We start from the raw sequence: 20,955 nt of genomic DNA, 5'->3' as shown, positions 1-20,955 counted from the left end.
CTGAAGGACTGTGTCTACGGCCATTTCGCGTGGCGGCCCCGCAGTGTTCGGACGGTCACGGCAGGCCCGCTTCGTCGTCACTGATTGTCGGTTCAGCGCTCCGAGCGCGGTGATCCAGGTGATGCTCGCGCGAATTCCTCAACGCCATGCGTAGCCCCCGACGGCTGGTTGTTCGTATGCATTAACCTCGTCATGGCAGATAAAGCATTGACTGCTAACAGAATATTTGCGGCATCGCAGTAACCGGGGCAGCGGCGGTCGATGCGGTGCTGACACGTACCAGGCATCCTTCCGTGAGCAGGTGCCAGCAGTTGCGGGACCGTCGCAGTGTCCCAGCGCGTAATTATCAACCGCGGGCAGAGTCGAAAGCATGGGGAGAAATTGCCCATCTTTGGTTCGGCGTGGGACGTACGGGACTGCAGTTGCCGGCAGGGAACAGTGCGCGAACCGACCTTGAGGGCTCGGACAACGCCCTCGGGGTATCTCGACTGTTCTGATGCCAAATTCCTGGTATCAGTCGTCTGCGGAATCGCTCTGGTAAGTCCTATTCTTTTAGCTATTGAATTGGCAGTAATTGATTGCGCGTTCGGGCGAGTATCGAACGTTTCGGCGTCCTGCGCAGATGCCGTCACCGATAATCGCGCTGACGCTGGTGTGTTCCCGGGAGCAACAGGAGGCGGACGGATGCCAGACCCAAGGCGTGCGAGCAACCTGTCGATGTTGGTCGTCGCCGTCGTCTCCGCTGCCGGCATGACGACCTCGTGTACGCAGTCGATGCCACCGCCACAGATGCCTTCGCTCACGCCGGTGTCGTCAGCGACCGCCGCCTCCACTTCAAGCAGCACTCCGACGACGACAGCTTCGACGGAGTCGAGCACGACCACTACGACGACGACCACCACGACCGAGACGACCACCACGACGACGACCACCACGACCGAGACGACCACACCGCCGACGTCCAGCAGCACGTCCACCACGACGACCAGCACCACCGCCGTGGCATCGGCGCCCAAAGTGATCGTCGGGGACAGCGTGCTGACTGCGAAAGGTCCGGTGCAGTGCACTGACGACACCACTGGCATTCGCACCATCAAAGTCGGCCCGGACAGCGAATACACCGCCGAAGTGACGTCAGACGAGAACTTCAGCGTGGTGAAAATGGATTTCGGCGTCGTCGACGGAGTGCGGATGCAGGTCCGCACCAGCGGTGGATCGGCGCAAGGGCGCAAATCCGGTAATTCGTACAGCATCGAGGGGACCGCGCAGGGCACGGACCCGTCCACCAGACAAGTGGTGAAGAAGGATTTCAAGTTCGAGGCAACGTGCCCATGAACCCGATCATGTGCGGTGAATGTCGTGGCCGGCGTTAGCGGTGCTGCAACGCAGGGGATGGGCGTCGTCGGGGGAGACGACGTGCAGGCAGATCTGCTGGCGCAGCTCGGTGGCCTGCTGGCCGACGTTGCGGTACAACTTGGCGGCGCCGCGAAAGACCGCATCCACGCCCTCGGGCGACGCTCTCTGCAGCCGCTGAGGATCGCGGTCGTCGGCCGCACCAACGCCGGCAAATCGACTTTGGTGAACGCCTTGATCGGTGCGCAGGTCGCGCCCACGCGGTCGACGGAATGCACGCGGGTGATCACGTGGTACCGGTACGGCGCCAAACAGGCCAGGGTGATCCGCCGAGACGGCACGTCAGTGCCCGTCTACACCGGGCCGCAAGGCGAGTTACCCGACGAACTCGATGTGCCGCCCGAGGAGATCGACCGTTTGGAGGTATCGCTGTCGCACGCGCCCCTGCGACAGGTGATCATGATCGATACCCCTGGCCTGTCGGGGGACGACGGGCTCGCCGACCAAACCGAACGCCTGCTCGCGTCGGGCGAGGTCGACGTGATGCTGTTCGTTTTCGGCGAGGTCGTGCACGCCGACGAAGCCAAGATCGTCAGCGACTTTCGCGCCAAATACCGCTTCGCTTTTGACTTCCCGAACGCCATGGGCATCTTGAGCCGTGCCGATCAGTACGGCGACGGTGATGATCCCTGGCCCATCGCCGTTTCAACAGCCACCCGGCACGCCGGTGATTTGGCCGCCGACCTGGCCGGCGTCCTGCCAGTCATGGGAAAGATCGCCGAGACGACGGAAACGGGCGCGTTCGATGAAACGCAATCCGACTCGATTCGTGCGCTGGTCGCACTTGACGAGGAAGAGCTGGCCACGGCCCTGCTGTGGGTGGGCGCGTTCGAAGCCATCGACTCGCTGCCGCCCGGGGCCGCGCGGGTTCTGCTCGACCGTCTCGATCTCTTCGGTGTCCGGGTCCTGACGGAATCCACCGGCCCGGCAACGTCGGCGGCCACCATGTACGACAAGTTGCGGTCCGTCTCCGGTATCGCCGCGCTGTGGCGCCGGATCGAGGTGCTGTACGTGCGGCCTGCCGCGGTCCTCAAGGCGACGTTGGTGTTGGCCGAGTTGGAACGCCTGGTCGCCACTGCCGATTTGGCCAAGCCGCAGAAACAGCAAGTGCGGCAACGGATTCGAACTCTGCGAGACCACCCGGCCATGCACGCCCTGACCGAGCTTCGGTGCCTGGCCGCGCTGTACTCGGGGCGGTGCGTTCTGCCCGACATCCATACCACCCAGACAGCGCTGAACCTCTGGGAGGAAACCGAGCCGGCTGCCCGACTCGGCGCGCCGGCGGTGACTCCACGTGAGGAGCTGGCACGGATGGCGTTGGAAGCCAGCAGATGGTGGCGGGCGTACGCCAACACCGCCTCGAGTGCTCTTGCGCGCCAGGTAGCCGACACCGCGCACTGGTCGACCTACTTGTTGGGCACTGAACTTCGGGGCGATCATGACCGCGCCGGCTGACTTGGATCTGGCGGCGCTGCGCCAATCGCTGCAGTCGCTGCTTCCCGACGTCGGTGCCGGCGCGGCACTCCAGCGGTTGACCACCGGTGCCGGGGCAGCTGCGGAAAGCCGGGCCAACATCGTGGTGGTCGGTGAACCGAGCACCGGCAAGACGTCGATGATCAACGCGCTGCTCGGGCGTTCCGACCTGCTGCCGGTACGTCCGACGGCGTCCTACATCGCGGTAGGCGGCGACCGAACCTCCTCGGTGCGAGCGCATTACGGCGACGGTCGGACGACCAGCGGGGACGAGACACATCTGGCGGCGCTGCTCGCAGAAGACGCCGACGAGCGGCCCGAGCGCGTCGAACTGACAGTGACCGAACCGCGACTGGCCGGGCTGACACTGTTCGATACGCCGGGCGTCGGCGGAACCGACTCGGCACTGGCTCAACTGACGCTGACGGCGGTACAGCAGGCGACGGCGTTGGTGTTCGTCTGCTCTGCGGCCGCGAAAATCTCTATCGCAGAACGCAAATTCCTCGCCGAAGCAGCGAGCCGCATCGATCAGATCGTGTTCGTGCTGTCCAAAACTGACAAGTACGCCGACTGGGAGCAGGTGCTTGCCGAAAACGTCGACACGATCCGTGGCGACTTCCACCGGTTCCCGCCGGGACGCTTCGACGACGTGACGTTCGTCCCCATCAGCGCGCGGCTGGCGCACATGGCAGCGGCACGCGGCAACCTCACACTTGCTCGGATCAGCGGCATCGACGAGCTCTGGACACAGCTGCTGCGAATCTCGGCGATGCACCGTGAACTAGATGAACTCAACACCCTGCGGGCGATTGCCAGCGCCATCGACGACGCGGAAGTCATCCTGGCCGACCGCCAGCAGACCCTCCAATCAGTGCCGGAGGATGACGAACAACTGGCCGCCGTCACTCGTCAGATCACCTTGCTCACCGAGGCCAATTCAGCGTGGCGGATGGAGTTGGCGCGGGCGATCGATACCGCGCGCGACGAGTCGCGTACCCGGTTGCGTCGGCGTCTGAACCAACTGCGCGACCGCTACGACGCCAGGATGCAGGAGAAGATCAAGCCGGCCATGATCCCGGAGATCGAAACGACCATCGTCGCCGATCTGTGTGCCTTGCAGGACGAGATCGACGGCGCCGTGCGGGAACACATCGAGGAGATCACGCGCCATCTCCTTGCCGGTATCACCGGCGGTGACGATGCCGCCGCCACCGTCGTCGATCAGTTGCCCGCTCGTGGCGAGACCGCCGCGGAGTTTCTGCGGGAACGCACCGGGCCCCCTCAGGACCCGTCGGCGACGATGATGGGGCTGACGACGGCGATGATGGGCACGAACACGGCGCGCATGTTGATCACCCCAAGTCTGGCGGCCGCGCTTTCGGTATCAGCCGGTGGCATTCTCGCCGTGGGCGTCGGTGCTGTCGCGGCATTGCCGGTCGGCGTCGTGTGGTGGCGACTGCAAAAGAAGTTCCGTGAAAGGGCAAGTGACGTCATCAGCTTGCGCGGGTGGATAAACGAATGTCTCAACAGCGCAAACGGCGAAATATCCCTTGATTTGGACCGCATTTTCCGACAGGCTTCTTATACCCTTCAGGAAACGATCGCGACTGCCATGGCGGATGCTCTTCAGACGGCAACTGACGCCCGGAAGGATTTGGGCCGGGCGCGTGATCGTGCGGCCGCAGATCTGCTCCGCCTCAACAAGGTGAGAACTCAACTCGATCCCCTGCGGGAGGCGTCACGAGTCCGGCGTAAGGCGCTGCTGGCAGGCCCCATTTCAGGAGCCGGCTGACACCCTGATCGCTTGTTCCGCAACGGTATTGCTTTCTTCACCTTCGCGAACTCCGAAAATGCCGAAGAGGTGCGTCAATGACCGAATTCATGGATTCGCACGACATTCACTCCGCGGACCTGCACGATGCGCCGTCGACCCCCGACGTTCACTACGCTGACTTGCACCACACTGATGACTGGAATGCCGGTGGGCAGGGACCGCTGTCTGATCTGCCATTGCCGCAGGTCGGCACCGACCCCCAATCGGGACTCGCACACGGCGATCCCTCGACTCTCAGCGACGACTGGTTCTTACAGCGCAGCAGCGGATACTGCGTTCCCGCCGCACTCACCGAAGTGCTCTCCCAAATCACCGGGCACCGGTTCGGTGACGAATCCGTCGTCGCTCAACGATTCTCCGACATGGGTAAACCCGTTACGGCACAAGGAGAAACGCTCACGGATGCGGTGAAGGTGCTGGAGTCGTTCGGCGTGCAGTCGCACGTCGCATCCAACGCGAACATGGACGATCTCGAGCGTTTTCTCGACGACGGTCGGGCGATCGTCGTCGGTGTCAACGCGGATGAAATCTGGCATGGCCACAACACGGCAGCCAACCCGACCGGCCGCGCCAACCACGCCCTGCTGATCACCGGCATCGACGAGGCCCGCGGTCGGGTCATTCTGTCTGACCCCGGAAATCCCAACGGCAACAAGGAAGTCGTTCCCCTTGAAGACTTCAAACAGGCGTGGGCCGCGGGCGAGAACCAATTGTTGGTGACCGATCAGCCGATCACTCGGCACGGCGTGACGACTCCTGGCCCGGTGGTGGTACCTGTTTCGCTGAACGCTCACGCGCCCATCGCACAGACGTATCTCGCCGCTGAGTTCGACGACGGCAACGCGGGAAGCACCCATGTGGTCCAACGCGGCGAAACCATGTGGAGCATTGCCGAACGCGTCTACGGAGACCCAACTGCGTACACCAGAATCGCTGCGGCCAATGGGATTACCAATCCGAACTTGATCGTCGACGGTCAGCGGCTCATCATTCCGGGCGCACCGGGTCCGGCCGACCATGCGTCGGGATCACCGTCCGCTGGTGATGCCGTCCGCGGGCACCCTCAATTCGCCGGCGCCGCCGGCAGCGCCGCATGGGGCTCGGCTCCTGCCGCGGGGCCGGGGGTGAATGCGCAAGTGGAGGTGGAACCCGTCGGGCACGAGACCGGACCTGCTGCGTCTCCCGCCACACCGACGCCGACTGCCGCTGCGGGGTCGCATGGTCCCGTGGTCGTCGAGCCCGTCGGGGGAGCGACGGCGACCACACCCGCGGACCACGGCGTGGTGCCTCGTTCAGGGTCGTCCGTGTCCGATGCCGTCAGCAGGCACAGCCAACCGGCCGCCGCCACGCGTAGTCCGGCGCCCGCCGTCGCGCCCGCTGCCGCGGTGACTACCAACCCGCCGTCGGCGGCGCCACATCAGTGGAATGCGGACTGGGCGGCCATGGCGCAGAAGGAATCCAGTGGCAACTGGTCCATCAACACCGGCAACGGATTCTACGGCGGTCTGCAGTTCACCCAGTCGACGTGGGAGGCCAGTGGTGGTCTGAAGTTCGCGCCGCGGGCGGATCTGGCGACGCCACAGCAGCAGATGATGGTGGCCGAGGAGACGCTCAAGCAGCAAGGGCCAGGAGCCTGGCCGAACACTTTCGTGCCGCCGAGTGCCGGCGCCAACGCTGTGATCGATCAGCTCGCGAACGCCGCGAAAGACGTGACCAACGCGGTCGTGGACGGCGTGGCGAATGTGGTCAAGGCGGCGGCGGTAACTCCCGATCCTTTTGGTGGGCAGCCTAATTCGCCTGCGGTGGCGGCGGCGAACGACATGGCTCATTCGATGGCGGGCAAACCCTACATCTGGGGAGGCCACGGTGACGGTGGTGCCGATTGTTCAGGACTTGTCTCGATGGTTGTCAACGCATTCACCGGGGCGCCTCCGACCCAGGACCGGATGGCAACTCCCAACGAAGGAAGCTGGCTGCAGGCGCGGGGCGCGATCCTGGTGAACAGCCCGTCCGAGGTGCCGCCGGGCACCCTGGCCGTGGGGTGGAACGACCACCACACCTCGGGCACCCTGCCGGACGGCACGAGCTTCGAAGCGCAGACCGAAGGTGTCCCGATCAAGGTCGGACCGGGCGCAACACCGTGGAATCACAAGCAATTCACGCAGTGGGCCTACTTCCCGTCGAGTGCGATCGGTGGTGCCGGCGAACCCCCACCCCCGCCGCCTCCGCCACCTTGGATGGAGCCGCCGCCTCCACCACCCGGTCCGGACGTGCCTCCTGGTCCCGGTGGCGAGCCCCCGCCGGGAGGGTGAACGTGCCGGCTCAGTCACCGCCCTCCCACGGACCCGGACAGGACACCGAACATGACGTATCGCGATGAGCCAACGCACGACGAAACCGATCCACTGATCGCACGCGCGGGTGACGGCGCGGCGTGGTCGGAGGCCACCTATGCGGCGTCCGCCACGCAGCTTCCGCCACACCATGAGCGCGAACCCCACCACGAGTCGTCCTCCGAGGCGATCCCGTGGGAGGCGCCGGCGAAACGGTCCCGACGACCTCCCAACGCCACGTTGCTGATCGGACTCGCGGTGGCCGGCGTCATCGTGCTGATCGGTGCCATCGTGTGGGCGACATTCATGCGGCAGGACTCCTCAACCGGTCTGAGCGGCGGTGGTGATCCGTTTGCCTCGTCATCGAAGTCAGCTCAACCGACGTCGACGTCGTCAGCCTCGGCCTCGACGTCGGCCTCGACGGGGAAGTCAGGTACTCCGGCCGCGGCGCCTGATCCCGACGGTACCGGTCAGCGGTGTGCTGAGGGATTTCATGTGAAGGGCCGCAAGGGATTCGGCACCCACTCTGTCCGGGGATCAAGGGAGACCTCATGCGCTTTCGCGAGCAAGGTGCTCGAGGCCTACTGGGAGCAGGTCGGGATGCCGACGAAGGACCCCAAGCGCATCACCGCCGCGGGAACGGTGGCGTGCCGATCGACGGGCGCTGAATGCTCTGGCAACAACTTCGTGTTGAACTGTGCCGCCCAGAACGACCAGGAGTGGATAACCTGCGCCGGCGGCAAGAACGCGCGCGTCTACATCTACTGATTCGTCCCGGAACGGGTGATCAGAGGTCCCGGTATACCGTCCACGCCGCGGGCGTGCCCAGACACATCATCGGTTCACCGTCGGTTGACTGGGCGAGTTGGCCGGTGTCGGGGCATGGGGTGCCCAGCGTCCGCACGCCGACCACCGGAGCGCTCAATCCGTACGATGGTGCGGCGCTTGCCAGACATGCCAGTGTTTGGCCGTCGGGCGCGAGCGCGAACACGAATGTGATTGTGTTGGTGCAGGACTGGCCCCGGGTGGCGTGGCCGAGGCCGGGTAGGTCGGCAGGTGTCGACACCCCGGCGTGGCGTGCCGCCAGCTGTGCCCTCGCGTAGTCGTCCGCCGCTTGCGTGACGCCATTGGACTTCAGTAACGGCTCGAAATTGGGACAACTGTTGTTGACGGCGCTCGCCATGACGTACTGGGCTTCGTTGTAACTGAACGGCCGCGCGGCATTGGTATGGCTGTCGTCGACGATCGCTGTCAACCCGGTGGTCAGGCCGTCTTTGTCCGCGGCGGCCGCCAGCCGATTGCATACCGCTTGCGCTGACCGGCCGACGTAGTCGTCGACGTCGCCGAGTGGGTCGGCGTGCGCTGATGCTGTGGTCGCAACCACCGATGCCGCCGCGGTTGCCAAGCAGAGTGAGTTCAATGTTCGTTTCAGGTGCATTCCGAACCCTCCCTCGTCGCATCAGACGGATTCCCAATCATCCTCCCACAACTGGGTTGTCGCGATTGCCGTTGTGACAGACGAGAATCAGGGGACCTGTTGCGTCAACATCATCAGTGCCACCTTGACGGCTTCGTCACTGATTTCCCGCAGTGGAATTCTCCGATGGACGGCAAAGGTCAGTAGCTCGTTCAACGCGCCGAGCAGCATGACGACCCGAAGCAACGACACCGGGGCGCCGCCTGTTTCGCGCAATTGCTCGGTCTCGGTGAGGTTCTGGATGAGTACGCGGTAGGCCTCGGCGTACTGAAAATGCAAGGTCCAGCTCTTGGGGCCGAGCGCGGCGAAATCTCGGGTCAGCGCACTGGTCAGCGCTGGCCGCTGGTCGCATACGCCGATCCAGGCCTCGACGGCGGCACGGACCTGGTCTTCGCTCGAGGCCGCCGGGTCGATGGCCTGCTGAATTGCGTCGATGATGATCCGCACGCTCTCCGAGTAGAGCGCCTTCAGGCAGTCTTCGATGTCGGTGAAGTGCTGATAGAAGGTCCGCCGTGAGGTGGCGGCCACCCGCACCACGTCGGCGACGGTGACGCGGGCGAAGCCGGTCTCGACGATGCAGTCGGCCATCGCATCGAGTAGGCGTCGCCGGTGCCCCTTGGCATCGGTTTCGGCAGTCGGCGCCGGACGTTCTTGCACTCTTGACATCTTTCCCCACGGCCGTGGTACGTTCGTGTACCGCACCACCTGGTACGAATATGTACCACATTTGCCGTCGCCTCAAGGGGAGAAGGACCGTCATGGTGGATCACGAGATCGTCGTTGTCGGCGCCGGATTCTCCGGTATCGGACTGGGGATTCAGCTCAAGAAGGCCGGCTTCGAGGATTTCCGGATCCTGGATGCCGCCGACGGTATCGGGGGAGTCTGGCACCACAATCGGTACCCCGGTGTCGCCGTTGACATTCCGTCGACCACGTACTCGTACTCGTTCGAGAGCAATCCCTCCTGGTCGCGGCTCTTCGCACCCGGCGCCGAACTGCGGCAGTACGCCGAGAGTTGCGTGGACAAGTACGGGCTGCGACCGCATATTCAGTTGCGCACCAAGGTCGACCGAGCGGTGTTCGACGAGCGCGAGAACGTGTGGCACGTCCACACCGACCGCGGCCTGATCATCGCCCGGTTTCTGATCGGTGCGGTCGGCCCACTCGACCAGCCGAAGAATCCGGACATCAAGGGCATCGACGATTTCCGCGGAGAGTTGGTGCACACCGCGCGGTGGGATGACGCGGTCGAAATCGACGGCAAGCGGGTTGCGGTCATCGGAACCGGCGCCACCGCACTACAACTCGTGCCGCAGCTGGCCGAGCGGGCCGCGCACCTGGACGTCTACCAGCGCACCCCCATCTGGGTGGTGCCGAAGTTCGATGGCGCCATCCCGGAATGGGTGCAGGGGATGTTCGAGGCCGTGCCGTTCACGCAGGACGCGGTCAGCATGGTCACGACGGTGCTCTCCGACTTCATCTTCACTGCCGGCGTGGTCTACCACACGCGGCTGCCGTTCCTGGTCCGCGGCATCGAGCAGGTCTGCCGCCGGCACCTCGCAAATCAGGTCAAGGATCGCGAGCTCCGCGAAAAGCTCACTCCAGCATATGCATTCGGTTGCAAGCGGCCGTCGTTCTCCAACACCTACCTCAGTACGTTCAACCGGGACGACGTCGATCTGGTCACCGATCCCATCGCCAGGATCACCGAACGCGGGATCATCACCGAGACGCAGGATCCGCAGACCGGCGCACGGCGCGAAATCGAGCATGCTGTCGATACCCTGGTGCTGGCAACAGGTTTCAATATTCTGCAGCTCGGTGCCATGCCGGCGTTCCCGGTCGTCGGGCTCGGCGGCGTGGAGCTGGGTGCGTTCTGGGACGAGAATCGCTATCAGAACTACGAGGGCGTCTCGACGCCGATCGCACCGAACTTCTGGTTGATGAACGGGCCGTGGTCGGTGACGGGTGCCTCGTGGTTCTCGATCATCGAAGCGGGGTGCCGCCACATCGTGCGCTGTCTTCGGGAGGCCCGTCGCCGCGGAGCCACTCGTGTGGCGGTCAAGCAGGAACCCCACGACGAGTACATGCGCAGCATGCGAAAGAAGGCCGCCCACACGGTTTTCGTGCAACCCAGCTGCGCCCAGGCGAACAGCTACTACTTCGACCGCCATGGCGACGCACCGTTTGTGCGGCCGGTATCCGGGGTGTCTCTTTGGTTGGCCAGCAAGACATTTGATCTCGACAGCTATGACTACACGACCGACGCGCGCAAGCGCGGGCGCACCAGAGTTGCTGTGGAACAAGGGGTCTAGCGCGCCGTGGCATTTACGCGGTCGTGATAAAACCGCCGGAAACCCGCTCCGCGTGAGCATGGCTAATTCCTGAAGAATTGCTGTACGCGGCGCTTCGTGCGGCGTACGCTTTTTTGAGCTGCGCCGGGTGCGGCCTGCCTCGGCGCAGTGCGAACTTCGGGAGCAACCATGTTGGCCCAGGGATTTGATGTCGTCATCGTCGGTGCTCGATGCGCCGGCTCGCCGCTGGCCGCGATGCTGGCCCGGCAGGGAGCAAATGTAGCTGTAGTGGAACGAGCGACGTTTCCACGAGACACCCTGTCGACACACATCTTCGAGGCAGATGGGTTGGCGTTCCTCGACCGGCTCGGCGTGACGGACCAGCTGCGCGCCACCGGTGCGCCGTTCATGACGCGGTCCAATTCCCGCGCCGAGGATTTTCAGTTCAACGCCGCATGGCCGCAACGCGCCGGTGATGTGGGCGGTAGTGCCTCCGTCCGACGCACGTTGCTCGACCCGATTCTGGTCGGTGCTGCCGAAGAGGCGGGGGCAGAGGTGCGGATGGCCACCGACGTCACCGGACTGGTGCACGACGGCAATCGGGTCACCGGTGTGCGCGTCAGGACTCACGGCCATGAGGCTGAACTTCGTGCGCGCCTGGTCGTCGGCGCGGATGGGCGGAACTCGACCGTCGCGAATCTTGTTGCCGCGCGCAAGTACAACATCGTGCCGAATCAGCGGTTCGCGTACTGGGCGTTCTTCGAAGGGGCGAACATGCCTGCCGAGCCGACGAATGTCTTCCACCGGTGGGCTGACAAGTTCGTGATCGGTGCCGCAGCCGACAACGGGCTGTACCAGGTGATCGTGATCCCCGAGTTGAGCGAGCTACCGCGATTCCGTACCAATCTCGAGAGCAGTTTCATGGAGCACGCGCTCAGCTGCGAGCCGGTGGCGGAGGCGTTGGAGGGCGCTCGGCGGGTCGGCAAGTTGTTGGGGATGGTGCATTACACCGGCTTCTTCCGTGAACCGTGCGGTCCGGGCTGGGTGCTCGTCGGCGACGCCGGCCACTTCAAGGACCCGTCGCCGGGGCGGGGGATCGGCGACGCGTTCTCACAGGTCGACGCGGCGGTACCGGAGATCGTCGAAGGCCTCGGCGGTTCCCCGGAAGCGCAGGACGCGGCGTTGGCGCGGTGGGGCAGGTGGCGCGACCACGAATTCTCCGACCACTATTGGTTCGCCAACGATCTGGGCAAGGCGGGCCGAGTCCCGGCGGTGTTCCCGCAGATGGTTGCGGACCTGCACGACAAGGGGCAGATCGGGCGATTCCTCGACCTCTTCACGCACCGGGAGAAGCCCTCGAAGGTGCTGAGCCCGGCTCGACTCTTCGGCTCGGCTGGACGGCTCTTACGTCATCAGCACCAGGGCAGGCGCGCGGTGCTGAGCGAGGTGCGGACCCTGGTCGGCGAAAATGCGCACCGCCAGCTGCTCAACCACCGCCATGCCTACGTGACGCGCGCTGAGGCGCTGAAACCTGCTGGGGCGACGGAGGTTGACGCCAGTAGCGCGTGCTGAGCGGATTTCAGGTCAGGGTGTAGGAGGTCATCGACAGCGACCCGTACGTATAGCCGTCGACGAGCACATTCGCGGGAGTGTCGGCCGCCGAACACAATCCGGCGAGGTAGAGCATCGGAATGAAATGGTCCGGTGTCGGCGCGGCGGCGGCGAAGTCGGGATGGTCCCGCAGCCGCACGATTTGGTCGGGGGCACGGGTCAGCAGATCGGCTGCGGCATCGTCGAACCTTGTGGCCCAATCGAATCCGCTGTCGGCGAGCCGCGTGTTCATGGCCCGTAGGTTGTGCACGATGTTGCCGCTGCCGACGATCAGGACACCCCGGCTGCGCAGCTCGGCCAATTGCGCGCCGAGTGCGACGTGTGCCTCCAGGGGTTTCTCAGCGTCGATCGACAACTGCACCACCGGGATCGAGGCGTCGGGAAAGGCATGTACCAACACCGACCACGTGCCGTGGTCGATACCCCAGCTGTCCCGGTCGGCCCCGACCCAGGTCGGTTTGACGGTCTCGGCGATCTCGTCGGCCAGCTCGGGCAGTCCCGGCGCCGGGTACTGCACATCGAACAACTCCTGTGGGAAGCCGTAGAAGTCGTGGATGGTGCGAGGCCGCGCCATGGCCGTGACCGCGGTGGCGTTGATGTACCAGTGCGCGCTGATCACCAGGATTGCCCGGGGGCGGGGCACGGACTGGCCGAACTCCGTCCAGGCGGCCGTATACCGGTTGCGTTCCACGGCGTTCATCGGACTGCCGTGTCCGATGAACGCAGCCGGCATGAGGGCGGGCAGGTCAGCTGATCGGGTCATCGTGCGGTCAACGCTACCGGGATTCCGCTCCGGACGCCGCTGCGGCAGCGGCGCGTCCCGCCCGCCGCCCGAAGAACGAACCGGCACCCAGCTGTGTGCCACTGGAGTATCCCTTGGCGTCCTGCGCAATGGTGGAGGCGCAGGCGCCGGCGGCGTAGAGCCCGGAGATGGCACTGCCGTCGTCACGAAGCACTTCACCGTCGGCCGAGATCGCCAGGCCCCCAAGGGTGAAGCCGCTGTAGAACGCCTTGCCCAGACTCAGATCGAATGCCGCCCATGGACCGACGTCCTGAGGCTCCAGATACGTTGCGGCCTTGTGGAAGTCGGGGTCTTCGCCAACGGCCGCGTTCGCGTTGTACCTATCGAGGGAGGACTGCAGCCGGCCGGCCGGGATGCCGAGTGCCGTTTCCATCTCGGCGACATCTTCCCAACCGTCGATCAGCTGGACCAGCGGCATTGCCGGCATCTCGACGTGCCCGGAGTCGACGACGAGGTACGCGACACTATCGGGTTGTTCGAGAGTGAATGCGGAAGTCCTTGCGTGATAGGAGTCTTCGGCGACGAACCGGTCCCCGTTGCGGTTCACGATGAGGCCGGTGAGCAGCTTGGCGGGCGGATACACCGGCGCGGTCATGAACGCCTGATCCAGGTATTTTGTTGCGGCGCCGACGGATTGCCCCATCCGGATACCGATGCCGTCGTCGTAGCTGCTGCCCAAGGCGAAAACACGCTCGTCGGCCAGTTGTGGGAGATGCTGCGCCAGCATCTCCCGGTTCATCACGAATCCACCAGTGGTCAGGACGACGGATTTCGCCCGCACGACGCCGGTCTCGCCGAAGTGCTTCCAGGTTGCCCCGACGACCCGGTCGTCCTCCACGACCAGCGCGGAGACGCCTGTCTCGTAACGGATTTCCACGCCCAGTTCTGCCAGCCGCTCGACCAGAAGTTTGACCACCATCCCCGCGCCACCGGTATCGCCCGGCACCGGCACCTTGTGGCCCCGGGGGGCCGGCACCGCACGGTCGCGGAACGGCCACACCTGCTCGTTTCCGGTGTACATCAGCCCCTGCGTCTCCGGCTGGATGACGGCCTTGTGCGGGTAATAGCTGCGCTCGAATTCGAACCCCAGCGCTTCCAGCCATCCGAGATGCTCCGCGCTGCCCTCGCAGTAGGTGCTGATCAGCTCCGGCACAGGCTCTTTCGAGACCGCGGTCAGATATGCGGCCATCTCGGCGGCCGAGTCGGTCTGGCCGGTGGCTTCCTGGACCGCGGTGCCGCCGCCCAGGTAGAAGTGGCCGCCGGCCATGGCGGTGGTGCCGCCGGCAACCGCGGCACGTTCGAGCACCAATACGCGCGCACCCGACGCGGCTGCTTCGACAGCCGCGCATCCGCCTGCCATGCCGAGTCCGACAACCAGCACGTCGACCTCGTCGGAGAACGGCGAAACACTCTGTGCCGATACTGTTTCCGGAATCATCAGGCGCCCGCCGCTGCCTTCTTGATGTGCTCGAACATCGCACGAATCTCGGGGCTGAACGCGCCGAGTTCGATGTACGGCACCCCGGCAGACGCGCCGTCGACATAGGCGAAACGCATCAGACCGCCCGACATCTCGCCCTGCTGGACGATGGCCAGGCCCTGTTCCTGCGCCGACGCCACGGCCGCGTCGAAATCACCTGGCTCGAAACACACATGGTGCAGTCCCGGACCGCTGCGCTCGAGGAACTCGGTGTAGATGCTGGTGCCCCGCACCGGCTGGATCAGCTCCAACTGCATGGCGCCGGAGTACGACATCGAAATGTGGGCGGTGAAATCCGCGGGCTCGCCGTGCAGGCGACAGGTCTCCGGCCCGAACTCGATATTGGGCATCCGGACCCATGTACCCACCCCGAACTGCTTGCTCAGCAACTGCTCGGTTGCCTCGATATCGTCCGTGACCCAGGCGATTTGGCAGATCGGTCCGTACGCGACGGTCATGGTGTTCCTTCCGAGGGGCGAGCGGCGCCGAGGGGCGCACGACCCAAAATAAGCGAGAATGCTTAAATCGTCAAGCGTCGGTGATTGCATTTTCAAGTGTTCGGGATAAACTGGCGCCCATGAGTCGGCCTGATGCGCGCACGCAGCTGCTGCTCGCCGGTGAACGATTGATCGCCGAATCGGGTCCGGAAGTGCCGTTGCGCGATGTCGCGGTGGCTGCCGGTCAGCGGAACAATTCGGCCGTTCACTATCACTTCGGATCGCGAGATGGCTTGATCAGAGCCATCATCGGCTACCGGCAAGCACCGTTGGAACAGGCGCGACTGGCGCTGCTCGCGGAGCACGAAAGTAACGGGAAGCCCGATGACAACATCGCCGTCCTGGTGACCATCTTGGTCGAGCCCCTGTTCGATACCCCGTACTCCGACGGGTCGAGCCATTACGCGCGGTTCCTCGAACGCGTCCGCAGTCACCCCGTCATGGCCGAGCTCACGCTGACCGCCGAGCAGTGGCCGGCGACCCGAATCCTGACCTCCCGCATGCTGCGCGCACTGGAGCACCTCCCCGACGCGCTTCGCCACCAACGCATGGCCGCGATGGCATCGGTGATGTTCACGCTGCTCGCCGACCACGAACGTCAGGTTGATGAGCAGCGCGACGCACCCCGTGGCGCACTGAGTGAAGCCGAGGCGCGGGACAACATCGTCGCGATGGTCGTCGGCCTGCTCACTGCGCCGATGCCCTCGGTGGTTGCAAACAAATGAAAGTAACGATGGAGGAGCGTATGTCGGTCGCCGAGCAGGAGTCGACTGAAATCCGTCAGATCGAGGCGGGGGAGGACCCGACCAGGTTTGCCCGCGGTTGGCACTGCCTCGGCCTGATCCGCGATTTCAATGACGGTGCACCTCACCAGATCGACGCCTTCGGAACGTCATTGGTGGTCTTCGCCGACAGTCAGGGCCGGCTCAACGTGCTCGACGCCTACTGCCGCCACATGGGTGGCAACCTGGCGCACGGCAGCGTCAAAGGTGACTCGATCGCGTGCCCGTTCCACGACTGGCGCTGGGGCGGCGACGGCAAGTGCACGTTGGTGCCCTACGCCAAGCGGACCCCGCGGTTGGCGCGGACCCGCTCGTGGCTCACGCTGGAACGCAACGGGCAACTGTTCGTCTGGAATGACCCGCAGGGCAACACTCCGCCGCCGGAGGTCGACATCCCCGAGATCGAGGGGTACGGCACGGACGCCTGGACCGACTGGACCTGGAACATCCAGTTGATCGAAGGTTCGAACTGCCGCGAGATCATCGACAACAACGTCGACATGGCGCATTTCTTCTACGTGCACTACGCATTTCCCCGGAACTTCAAGAACATCTTCGAAGGCCACGTCGCCACCCAGGTGATGGATTCGACGCCCCGCGACGACATGGTCGTCAGCACCTTCCACGACCCGACCTCCATTCTCTATTCGGAGGCTTCGTATTTCGGGCCGTCGTACATGATCGACCGGCTGCGCAGTGTGTCCAACGGCATGACTGTCGAGACCATCCTGATCAACTCGCACTATCCGGTCAGTCCGAACTCGTTCGTGCTGCAGTACGGGGCCATCGTGAAGAAGCTCCCGTACATGACCGACGAGCAGAACGCGGAACTGGCAAGGACTTTCATCGAGGGAGTCCAGACGGGCTTCGAGCAGGACGTCGAAATCTGGAAGCACAAGGCCCGCATCGACAACCCGCTGCTCACCGAAGAAGACGGCCCGGTGTATCAGCAGCGCCGTTGGTACGAGCAGTTCTATGTCGATGTCGAAGACGTGACGCCGGATATGACGGACCGCTTCGAGTTCGAGATCGACACCACGCATTCCATCGAGAACTGGGAAGCCGAAGTGGCAGAGAATCTGGCGGCGACGTCGTCGGCGTAACCGCCGCAACGGAACTGACGGCTGTTCAGCCGTCAGCTCGGCTGCGGCCGAGGAACGCGGCCACCAGATCGAGCGCGGTGTCGATCTCGGGCGGTCCGCCTCCGAGGAGTGGGGCGTAGAGGTGGGCATCGCACATCCGGATGAGTGCCAGCCCGAAAGTGCTTGGCGGCAGCGGTAATTCCAGCCGACCTGCGGCCACCTCGGCCTCCAGTACCTCGCCGATCAGGCGACCGGCGGTCTGCTCCACGAGTCCGGGCAGCAGCATGAGCCGGACGATCAGCAACGGCTCGCGCTGGGATACCGCCTGCAGCGGCTTGGCGTCGGCCACCGCGTTCAGGAAATGCTCCATGATTGCCAGGAGCCTGTCGACGCCGACGATATCGCCGTTGCCGGCACTGATCTTGGCGACCGAACGGCGGAAGGTGCGTTCGGTGGCCTCGGCAAGCACGGTGCTGAGCAGGTCTTCGCGATTGCCGACCAGTCGATAGAGGGTAGAACGGCCGATCCCGAGTTCGGTGGCCAGCGCCGACATGTCGACCGGGTCGCCCGCCAGATACAGCCGGGTTGCGGCATCGACTGCGGCCTGGCGGCTCAGTGCCGTCCCGAGTCGCGGGGGATGCGTCGTCGATTCTGCTCCGGACATCCACCCATTATGGGACATTGCACCGCTGTGTGCCAGTGTGGCACACTTCGACTATGTGTCCCACGGGTGGGGCCATGTACCGCAACTCGACGAGGAAGTTGACATGAGCACGCGATTCGAAGGAAAAACCGCGATCGTCACGGGTGCCAGTCGTGGCATCGGATTCGCCATCGCCCAGCGACTGGTCACCGAAGGCGCCAAGGTCGTTATCACTGCCCGCAAGCAGGACGCGCTCGACGCCGCCGTCGAGGCTCTCGGCGGGCCGGACGTCGCGCTCGCCGTGGCCGGCCGTGGTGATGACGCCGAGCACCAGGATGCTGTGGTGGCCAAGGCGATTGCGACGTTCGGCAGCGCCGATCTGTTCGTGAACAACACCGGCATCAACCCGGTGTACGGGCCGCTCATGGATATCGACATGGACGCCGCGCGCAAGATTCTGGAAGTCAACGTGCTGTCGGCGCTGTCGTGGGTGCAGAAGGTGAACCGGGCCTGGCAGGCCGAACACGGCGGAGCGATCGTCAACGTCGCGTCCATCGCCGGCCTGCGGCCTGCTCCGGGCATCGCGTTCTATGGCGTCTCAAAGGCCGCGGTCATCCACCTCACCGAGGAACTGGCGGTCGAGCTGGGGCCGAACATCCGGGTCAACGCCGTCGCGCCCGCCGTCGTCAAGACGCGCTTCGCGACCGCGCTGTACGAGGGCCGCGAGGACGAGGTCAGTGCGAACTACCCGCTCAAACGTCTTGGCGTGCCCGAAGATATCGGTTCGGTGGTGGCATTCCTGTTGTCGGATGATGCCGGCTGGATGACCGGGCAGACATTGACCATCGATGGTGGCGTGCTCCTGGGCGGCGGGGTCTGATGGCTGCCGACACGCATCTCGAATTGCCCGGGCTGGATTTGGAGAAGCTCGGAGGGTGGCTGCCTTCCGTGGTGCCCGGTGCCGGCGCGACGCTGTCGGCGACGCTGATCGCCGGTGGCAAGTCGAATCTGACTTACCGCGTCACAGACGGTGATTCGTCGTGGATCGTTCGCCGTCCGCCAGTGGGTGAGCTTCTTGCCACGGCGCACGACATGGGCCGTGAATACCGGATGATGTCGGCGCTGGCGCCCACCGCGGTACCGGTGCCTGCCATGTACGGCTTCTGCGACGACGTGTCGGTGCTCGGTGCCCCGTTCTATGTGATGGCCGAGGTCGACGGATCCCCGTACCGGCAGGCGGCCGAACTGCGGGCGCTGGGTGCCGAGCGCACCAGGGGCATCTCCGAGCGGCTGGTCGATACCCTGATCGCAGTGCATTCGGTCGATCCGGCTTCTGTGGGTCTGGCGGATTTCGGTCGGCCGCAAGCGTTTCTGGGCCGTCAGGTCGGGCGCTGGCACAAGCAGTTCGCCGCTGCCCGCACCCGGGATCTGCCCGCCATGGAAGAGCTCTATCAGGCGCTGTCGGGCCGGGTTCCGGCCGACTCGACGCCGGGCATCGTGCATGGCGACTATCGCCTCGACAACGTGCTGATGGACGCGGCCGACCAGCCGGCGGCGGTGCTGGACTGGGAGCTGTCCACCATCGGTGACTCGCTCACCGATCTGGCGTTGATGGTGGCTTACGGACGGTTGGCGGCGTCGGGCACCGGAGAGGTCTCCGACGTCAGCGAAGCGCCCGGCTTCCTCTCAGAGCGGGAGATCATCGACCGCTACAGCACCGGAATCGGCCGCGGCCTGGGCGATTTCGGGTTCTATCTGGCGCTGGCCTTCTTCAAGATGGCGGGCATTTTCGAAGGTATCCACTACCGATACGTCAACGGGCAGACCGTGGGCGACGGGTTCGCGTTCGCCGGGGACGCGGTGCACTCCCTGCTGGACGCAGGACTGAACGCATTGAAGGAGAACTGACATGGAATTCGCGTACGACGCCAAGACCAACGAAATAGTCGCCGAACTGACGGCGTTCATGGACAGCCACGTCTATCCCGCCGAGAAGACGTTCCATGAGCAGCTGGCGGCTCTGGACAACCGGTGGGCCTGGGACAGCGTCCCGGTGCTCACCGAGCTGCGCGCCGAGGCCCGTAGTCGCGGTTTGTGGAATCTGTTCCTGCCCGGCTCCAAGGGTGCCGGTTTGACCAACCTGCAGTACGCGCCGCTCGCCGAAATCACCGGCCGGAGTATCCAATTGGCGCCCGCCGTCTTCAACTGTGCCGCACCGGACACCGGAAACATGGAGGTGCTCAATGAATTCGGCACCGAAGCGCAGCAGCGCCAATGGCTGGAGCCATTGCTGGCCGGAGACATTCGGTCCGCTTTCGCGATGACCGAGCCAGACGTGGCCAGCTCCGATGCCACCAATGTCGAGCTGTCCATCGTGCGTGACGGCGACGACTACGTGATCAACGGCCGCAAGTGGTGGATCACCGGAGCGATGAATCCCAACTGCGCTGTCTTCATCGTCATGGGCAAGACGGACCCCAGTTCGGAGCGCCATCGTCAGCAGTCGCAGATCCTCGTTCCCAGGGATACCCCGGGGCTCGAGGTGTTGCGCGGTATGGAGGTGTTCGGCTACGACGACAACGACCACGGCGGCCATGCCGAGCTGCGGTTCACCGATGTCCGGGTGCCGGTTTCGAACCTGATCGGTGAAGAGGGCGGCGGATTCGCCATCGCCCAGGCTCGCCTCGGGCCGGGCCGCATCCACCACTGCATGCGGGCCATCGGCGTCGCGGAGCGCGCCATCGAAATGATGTGCCGGCGGGCCGCCGGTCGCGTCGCGTTCGGTAAGCCGCTGGCCGAGCAGGGCGTGATCCGCGACTGGATCGCCGAATCCCGCGTGCGGGTCGAGCAATTGCGACTGCTGGTGCTCAAGACCGCCTGGCTGATGGACACCGTGGGAAACCGCGGTGCGCACACCGAGATTCAGTCCATCAAGATCGCCACGCCGCTGACGGTGCAGTGGATTCTGGACAAGGCCATTCAGGTGCACGGCGCCGGCGGCGTATCGCAGGACTTCCCGCTCGCCGCGATGTACGCGGGCATCCGCACCCTGCGGTTCGCCGACGGGCCCGACGAGGTGCACAAGAACGCCCTCGCGCGCACGGAGTTGAAGAAGCACCTGGTGAGTTGACGCAATGTCGGCCTGAGAGCGCCGCCCGAGGCTATCTATCCTCAGCCGCGCTCTCGGGCCGACATTGTGAACGGGCGACTTTTATTTGCATCAGAAATGATGAT

At 64.7% G+C, this 20,955-nt stretch carries 18 protein-coding genes; 12 read left to right on the top strand and 6 right to left on the bottom strand.

The window, feature by feature from the left end; all coding sequences use genetic code 11:
- The first annotated feature begins 684 nt into the window (after positions 1 to 684).
- The 5 genes from AC1U2B_RS17815 to AC1U2B_RS17795 all read left to right on the top strand — a co-directional run bounded on the left by AC1U2B_RS17815 (position 685) and on the right by AC1U2B_RS17795 (position 7,821).
- Entirely contained in the window at positions 685 to 1,335 is a 651-nt protein-coding gene (locus AC1U2B_RS17815; protein ID WP_480217805.1) for a lipoprotein LpqH, read from the top strand.
- Positions 1,336 to 1,359: 24 nt separating this feature from the next.
- Complete coding sequence (locus AC1U2B_RS17810; RefSeq protein WP_480217804.1) at positions 1,360 to 2,868, top strand: GTPase; 1,509 nt, start codon at positions 1,360 to 1,362, stop codon at positions 2,866 to 2,868.
- A 1-nt stretch (position 2,869) separates the two neighbouring features.
- Positions 2,870 to 4,678 (top strand): dynamin family protein, encoded by a 1,809-nt coding sequence (locus AC1U2B_RS17805; RefSeq protein WP_480217803.1) that lies wholly within the window; start codon positions 2,870 to 2,872, stop codon positions 4,676 to 4,678.
- Positions 4,679 to 4,755: 77 nt separating this feature from the next.
- Entirely contained in the window at positions 4,756 to 7,032 is a 2,277-nt protein-coding gene (locus AC1U2B_RS17800) for a transglycosylase family protein (RefSeq protein WP_480217802.1), read from the top strand.
- A gap of 51 nt (positions 7,033 to 7,083) precedes the next feature.
- On the top strand, positions 7,084 to 7,821 hold the full coding sequence (locus tag AC1U2B_RS17795) for a hypothetical protein (RefSeq protein WP_480217801.1): 738 nt from the start codon (positions 7,084 to 7,086) through the stop codon (positions 7,819 to 7,821).
- 19 nt (positions 7,822 to 7,840) lie between these two features.
- Here the strand turns inward: AC1U2B_RS17795 and AC1U2B_RS17790 are convergent, their stop codons facing one another.
- Together AC1U2B_RS17790 and AC1U2B_RS17785 are read right to left on the bottom strand one after the other, a co-directional pair.
- A complete protein-coding gene (locus tag AC1U2B_RS17790; protein ID WP_480217800.1) occupies positions 7,841 to 8,437 on the bottom strand; it encodes a hypothetical protein in 597 nt (198 codons plus the stop codon).
- 141 nt (positions 8,438 to 8,578) lie between these two features.
- Positions 8,579 to 9,187, bottom strand: a complete 609-nt coding sequence (locus tag AC1U2B_RS17785) for a TetR/AcrR family transcriptional regulator (RefSeq protein ID WP_480217799.1) — start codon at positions 9,185 to 9,187, stop codon at positions 8,579 to 8,581.
- A 101-nt stretch (positions 9,188 to 9,288) separates the two neighbouring features.
- On the opposite strand from AC1U2B_RS17785, the gene AC1U2B_RS17780 reads away from it, so the two are divergent.
- Positions 9,289 to 10,845, top strand: a complete 1,557-nt coding sequence (locus AC1U2B_RS17780) for a flavin-containing monooxygenase (protein WP_480217798.1) — start codon at positions 9,289 to 9,291, stop codon at positions 10,843 to 10,845.
- A gap of 168 nt (positions 10,846 to 11,013) precedes the next feature.
- Complete coding sequence (locus tag AC1U2B_RS17775; protein ID WP_480217797.1) at positions 11,014 to 12,396, top strand: NAD(P)/FAD-dependent oxidoreductase; 1,383 nt, start codon at positions 11,014 to 11,016, stop codon at positions 12,394 to 12,396.
- A 7-nt stretch (positions 12,397 to 12,403) separates the two neighbouring features.
- Here AC1U2B_RS17775 and ygiD read toward each other — a convergent pair whose 3' ends face one another.
- From ygiD to AC1U2B_RS17760, 3 genes are read right to left on the bottom strand one after another with little or no spacing between them, the layout of a single operon-like run.
- Positions 12,404 to 13,168, bottom strand: coding sequence for a 4,5-DOPA-extradiol-dioxygenase (gene ygiD / locus AC1U2B_RS17770; RefSeq protein WP_480217906.1), 765 nt, complete (start codon positions 13,166 to 13,168; stop codon positions 12,404 to 12,406).
- 43 nt (positions 13,169 to 13,211) lie between these two features.
- Positions 13,212 to 14,675, bottom strand: coding sequence for an FAD-binding protein (locus AC1U2B_RS17765; protein ID WP_480217796.1), 1,464 nt, complete (start codon positions 14,673 to 14,675; stop codon positions 13,212 to 13,214).
- Positions 14,675 to 15,175 (bottom strand): VOC family protein, encoded by a 501-nt coding sequence (locus AC1U2B_RS17760; protein ID WP_043985284.1) that lies wholly within the window; start codon positions 15,173 to 15,175, stop codon positions 14,675 to 14,677. Before AC1U2B_RS17760 ends, AC1U2B_RS17765 begins: the two co-directional genes overlap by 1 nt.
- A 119-nt stretch (positions 15,176 to 15,294) precedes the next feature.
- Between AC1U2B_RS17760 and AC1U2B_RS17755 the strand changes: the two genes are divergently transcribed.
- Positions 15,295 to 15,939 (top strand): TetR/AcrR family transcriptional regulator, encoded by a 645-nt coding sequence (locus tag AC1U2B_RS17755; protein WP_480217795.1) that lies wholly within the window; start codon positions 15,295 to 15,297, stop codon positions 15,937 to 15,939.
- Between the two features lie 20 nt (positions 15,940 to 15,959).
- Complete coding sequence (locus AC1U2B_RS17750) at positions 15,960 to 17,099, top strand: 3-ketosteroid-9-alpha-monooxygenase, oxygenase component (RefSeq protein WP_480217794.1); 1,140 nt, start codon at positions 15,960 to 15,962, stop codon at positions 17,097 to 17,099.
- A 25-nt stretch (positions 17,100 to 17,124) separates the two neighbouring features.
- On the opposite strand, the gene AC1U2B_RS17745 is transcribed toward AC1U2B_RS17750, so the two are convergent.
- A complete protein-coding gene (locus AC1U2B_RS17745; protein ID WP_480217793.1) occupies positions 17,125 to 17,742 on the bottom strand; it encodes a QsdR family transcriptional regulator in 618 nt (205 codons plus the stop codon).
- Between the two features lie 103 nt (positions 17,743 to 17,845).
- Between AC1U2B_RS17745 and AC1U2B_RS17740 the strand changes: the two genes are divergently transcribed.
- Genes AC1U2B_RS17740 through AC1U2B_RS17730 form a run of 3 tightly spaced genes read left to right on the top strand, consistent with a single transcriptional unit; the run spans position 17,846 to position 20,851 of the window.
- Entirely contained in the window at positions 17,846 to 18,601 is a 756-nt protein-coding gene (locus tag AC1U2B_RS17740; RefSeq protein ID WP_480217792.1) for an SDR family oxidoreductase, read from the top strand.
- On the top strand, positions 18,601 to 19,629 hold the full coding sequence (locus tag AC1U2B_RS17735; RefSeq protein ID WP_480217791.1) for a phosphotransferase family protein: 1,029 nt from the start codon (positions 18,601 to 18,603) through the stop codon (positions 19,627 to 19,629). Before AC1U2B_RS17740 ends, AC1U2B_RS17735 begins: the two co-directional genes overlap by 1 nt.
- Before the next feature lies 1 nt (position 19,630).
- Positions 19,631 to 20,851 (top strand): acyl-CoA dehydrogenase family protein, encoded by a 1,221-nt coding sequence (locus tag AC1U2B_RS17730; protein WP_480217790.1) that lies wholly within the window; start codon positions 19,631 to 19,633, stop codon positions 20,849 to 20,851.
- Positions 20,852 to 20,955: the final 104 nt, after the last annotated feature.

Source organism: Mycolicibacterium sp. P4_G11, from assembly GCF_056555145.1.
The sequence above is the reverse complement of the archived record's forward strand: the minus strand, read 5'-3'. Positions and strand labels throughout refer to the sequence as shown.

Coding starts and splice junctions, on each gene's coding strand:
- AC1U2B_RS17815 (WP_480217805.1), top strand. CDS start 685: ATGCCAGACCCAAGGCGTGCGAGCAACCTGTCGATGTTGGTCGTCGCC.
- AC1U2B_RS17800 (WP_480217802.1), top strand. CDS start 4,756: ATGACCGAATTCATGGATTCGCACGACATTCACTCCGCGGACCTGCAC.
- AC1U2B_RS17795 (WP_480217801.1), top strand. CDS start 7,084: ATGACGTATCGCGATGAGCCAACGCACGACGAAACCGATCCACTGATC.
- AC1U2B_RS17780 (WP_480217798.1), top strand. CDS start 9,289: ATGGTGGATCACGAGATCGTCGTTGTCGGCGCCGGATTCTCCGGTATC.
- AC1U2B_RS17775 (WP_480217797.1), top strand. CDS start 11,014: ATGTTGGCCCAGGGATTTGATGTCGTCATCGTCGGTGCTCGATGCGCC.
- ygiD (WP_480217906.1), bottom strand. CDS start 13,168: ATGCCGGCTGCGTTCATCGGACACGGCAGTCCGATGAACGCCGTGGAA.
- AC1U2B_RS17765 (WP_480217796.1), bottom strand. CDS start 14,675: ATGATTCCGGAAACAGTATCGGCACAGAGTGTTTCGCCGTTCTCCGAC.
- AC1U2B_RS17760 (WP_043985284.1), bottom strand. CDS start 15,175: ATGACCGTCGCGTACGGACCGATCTGCCAAATCGCCTGGGTCACGGAC.
- AC1U2B_RS17755 (WP_480217795.1), top strand. CDS start 15,295: ATGAGTCGGCCTGATGCGCGCACGCAGCTGCTGCTCGCCGGTGAACGA.
- AC1U2B_RS17750 (WP_480217794.1), top strand. CDS start 15,960: ATGTCGGTCGCCGAGCAGGAGTCGACTGAAATCCGTCAGATCGAGGCG.
- AC1U2B_RS17745 (WP_480217793.1), bottom strand. CDS start 17,742: ATGTCCGGAGCAGAATCGACGACGCATCCCCCGCGACTCGGGACGGCA.
- AC1U2B_RS17740 (WP_480217792.1), top strand. CDS start 17,846: ATGAGCACGCGATTCGAAGGAAAAACCGCGATCGTCACGGGTGCCAGT.
- AC1U2B_RS17735 (WP_480217791.1), top strand. CDS start 18,601: ATGGCTGCCGACACGCATCTCGAATTGCCCGGGCTGGATTTGGAGAAG.
- AC1U2B_RS17730 (WP_480217790.1), top strand. CDS start 19,631: ATGGAATTCGCGTACGACGCCAAGACCAACGAAATAGTCGCCGAACTG.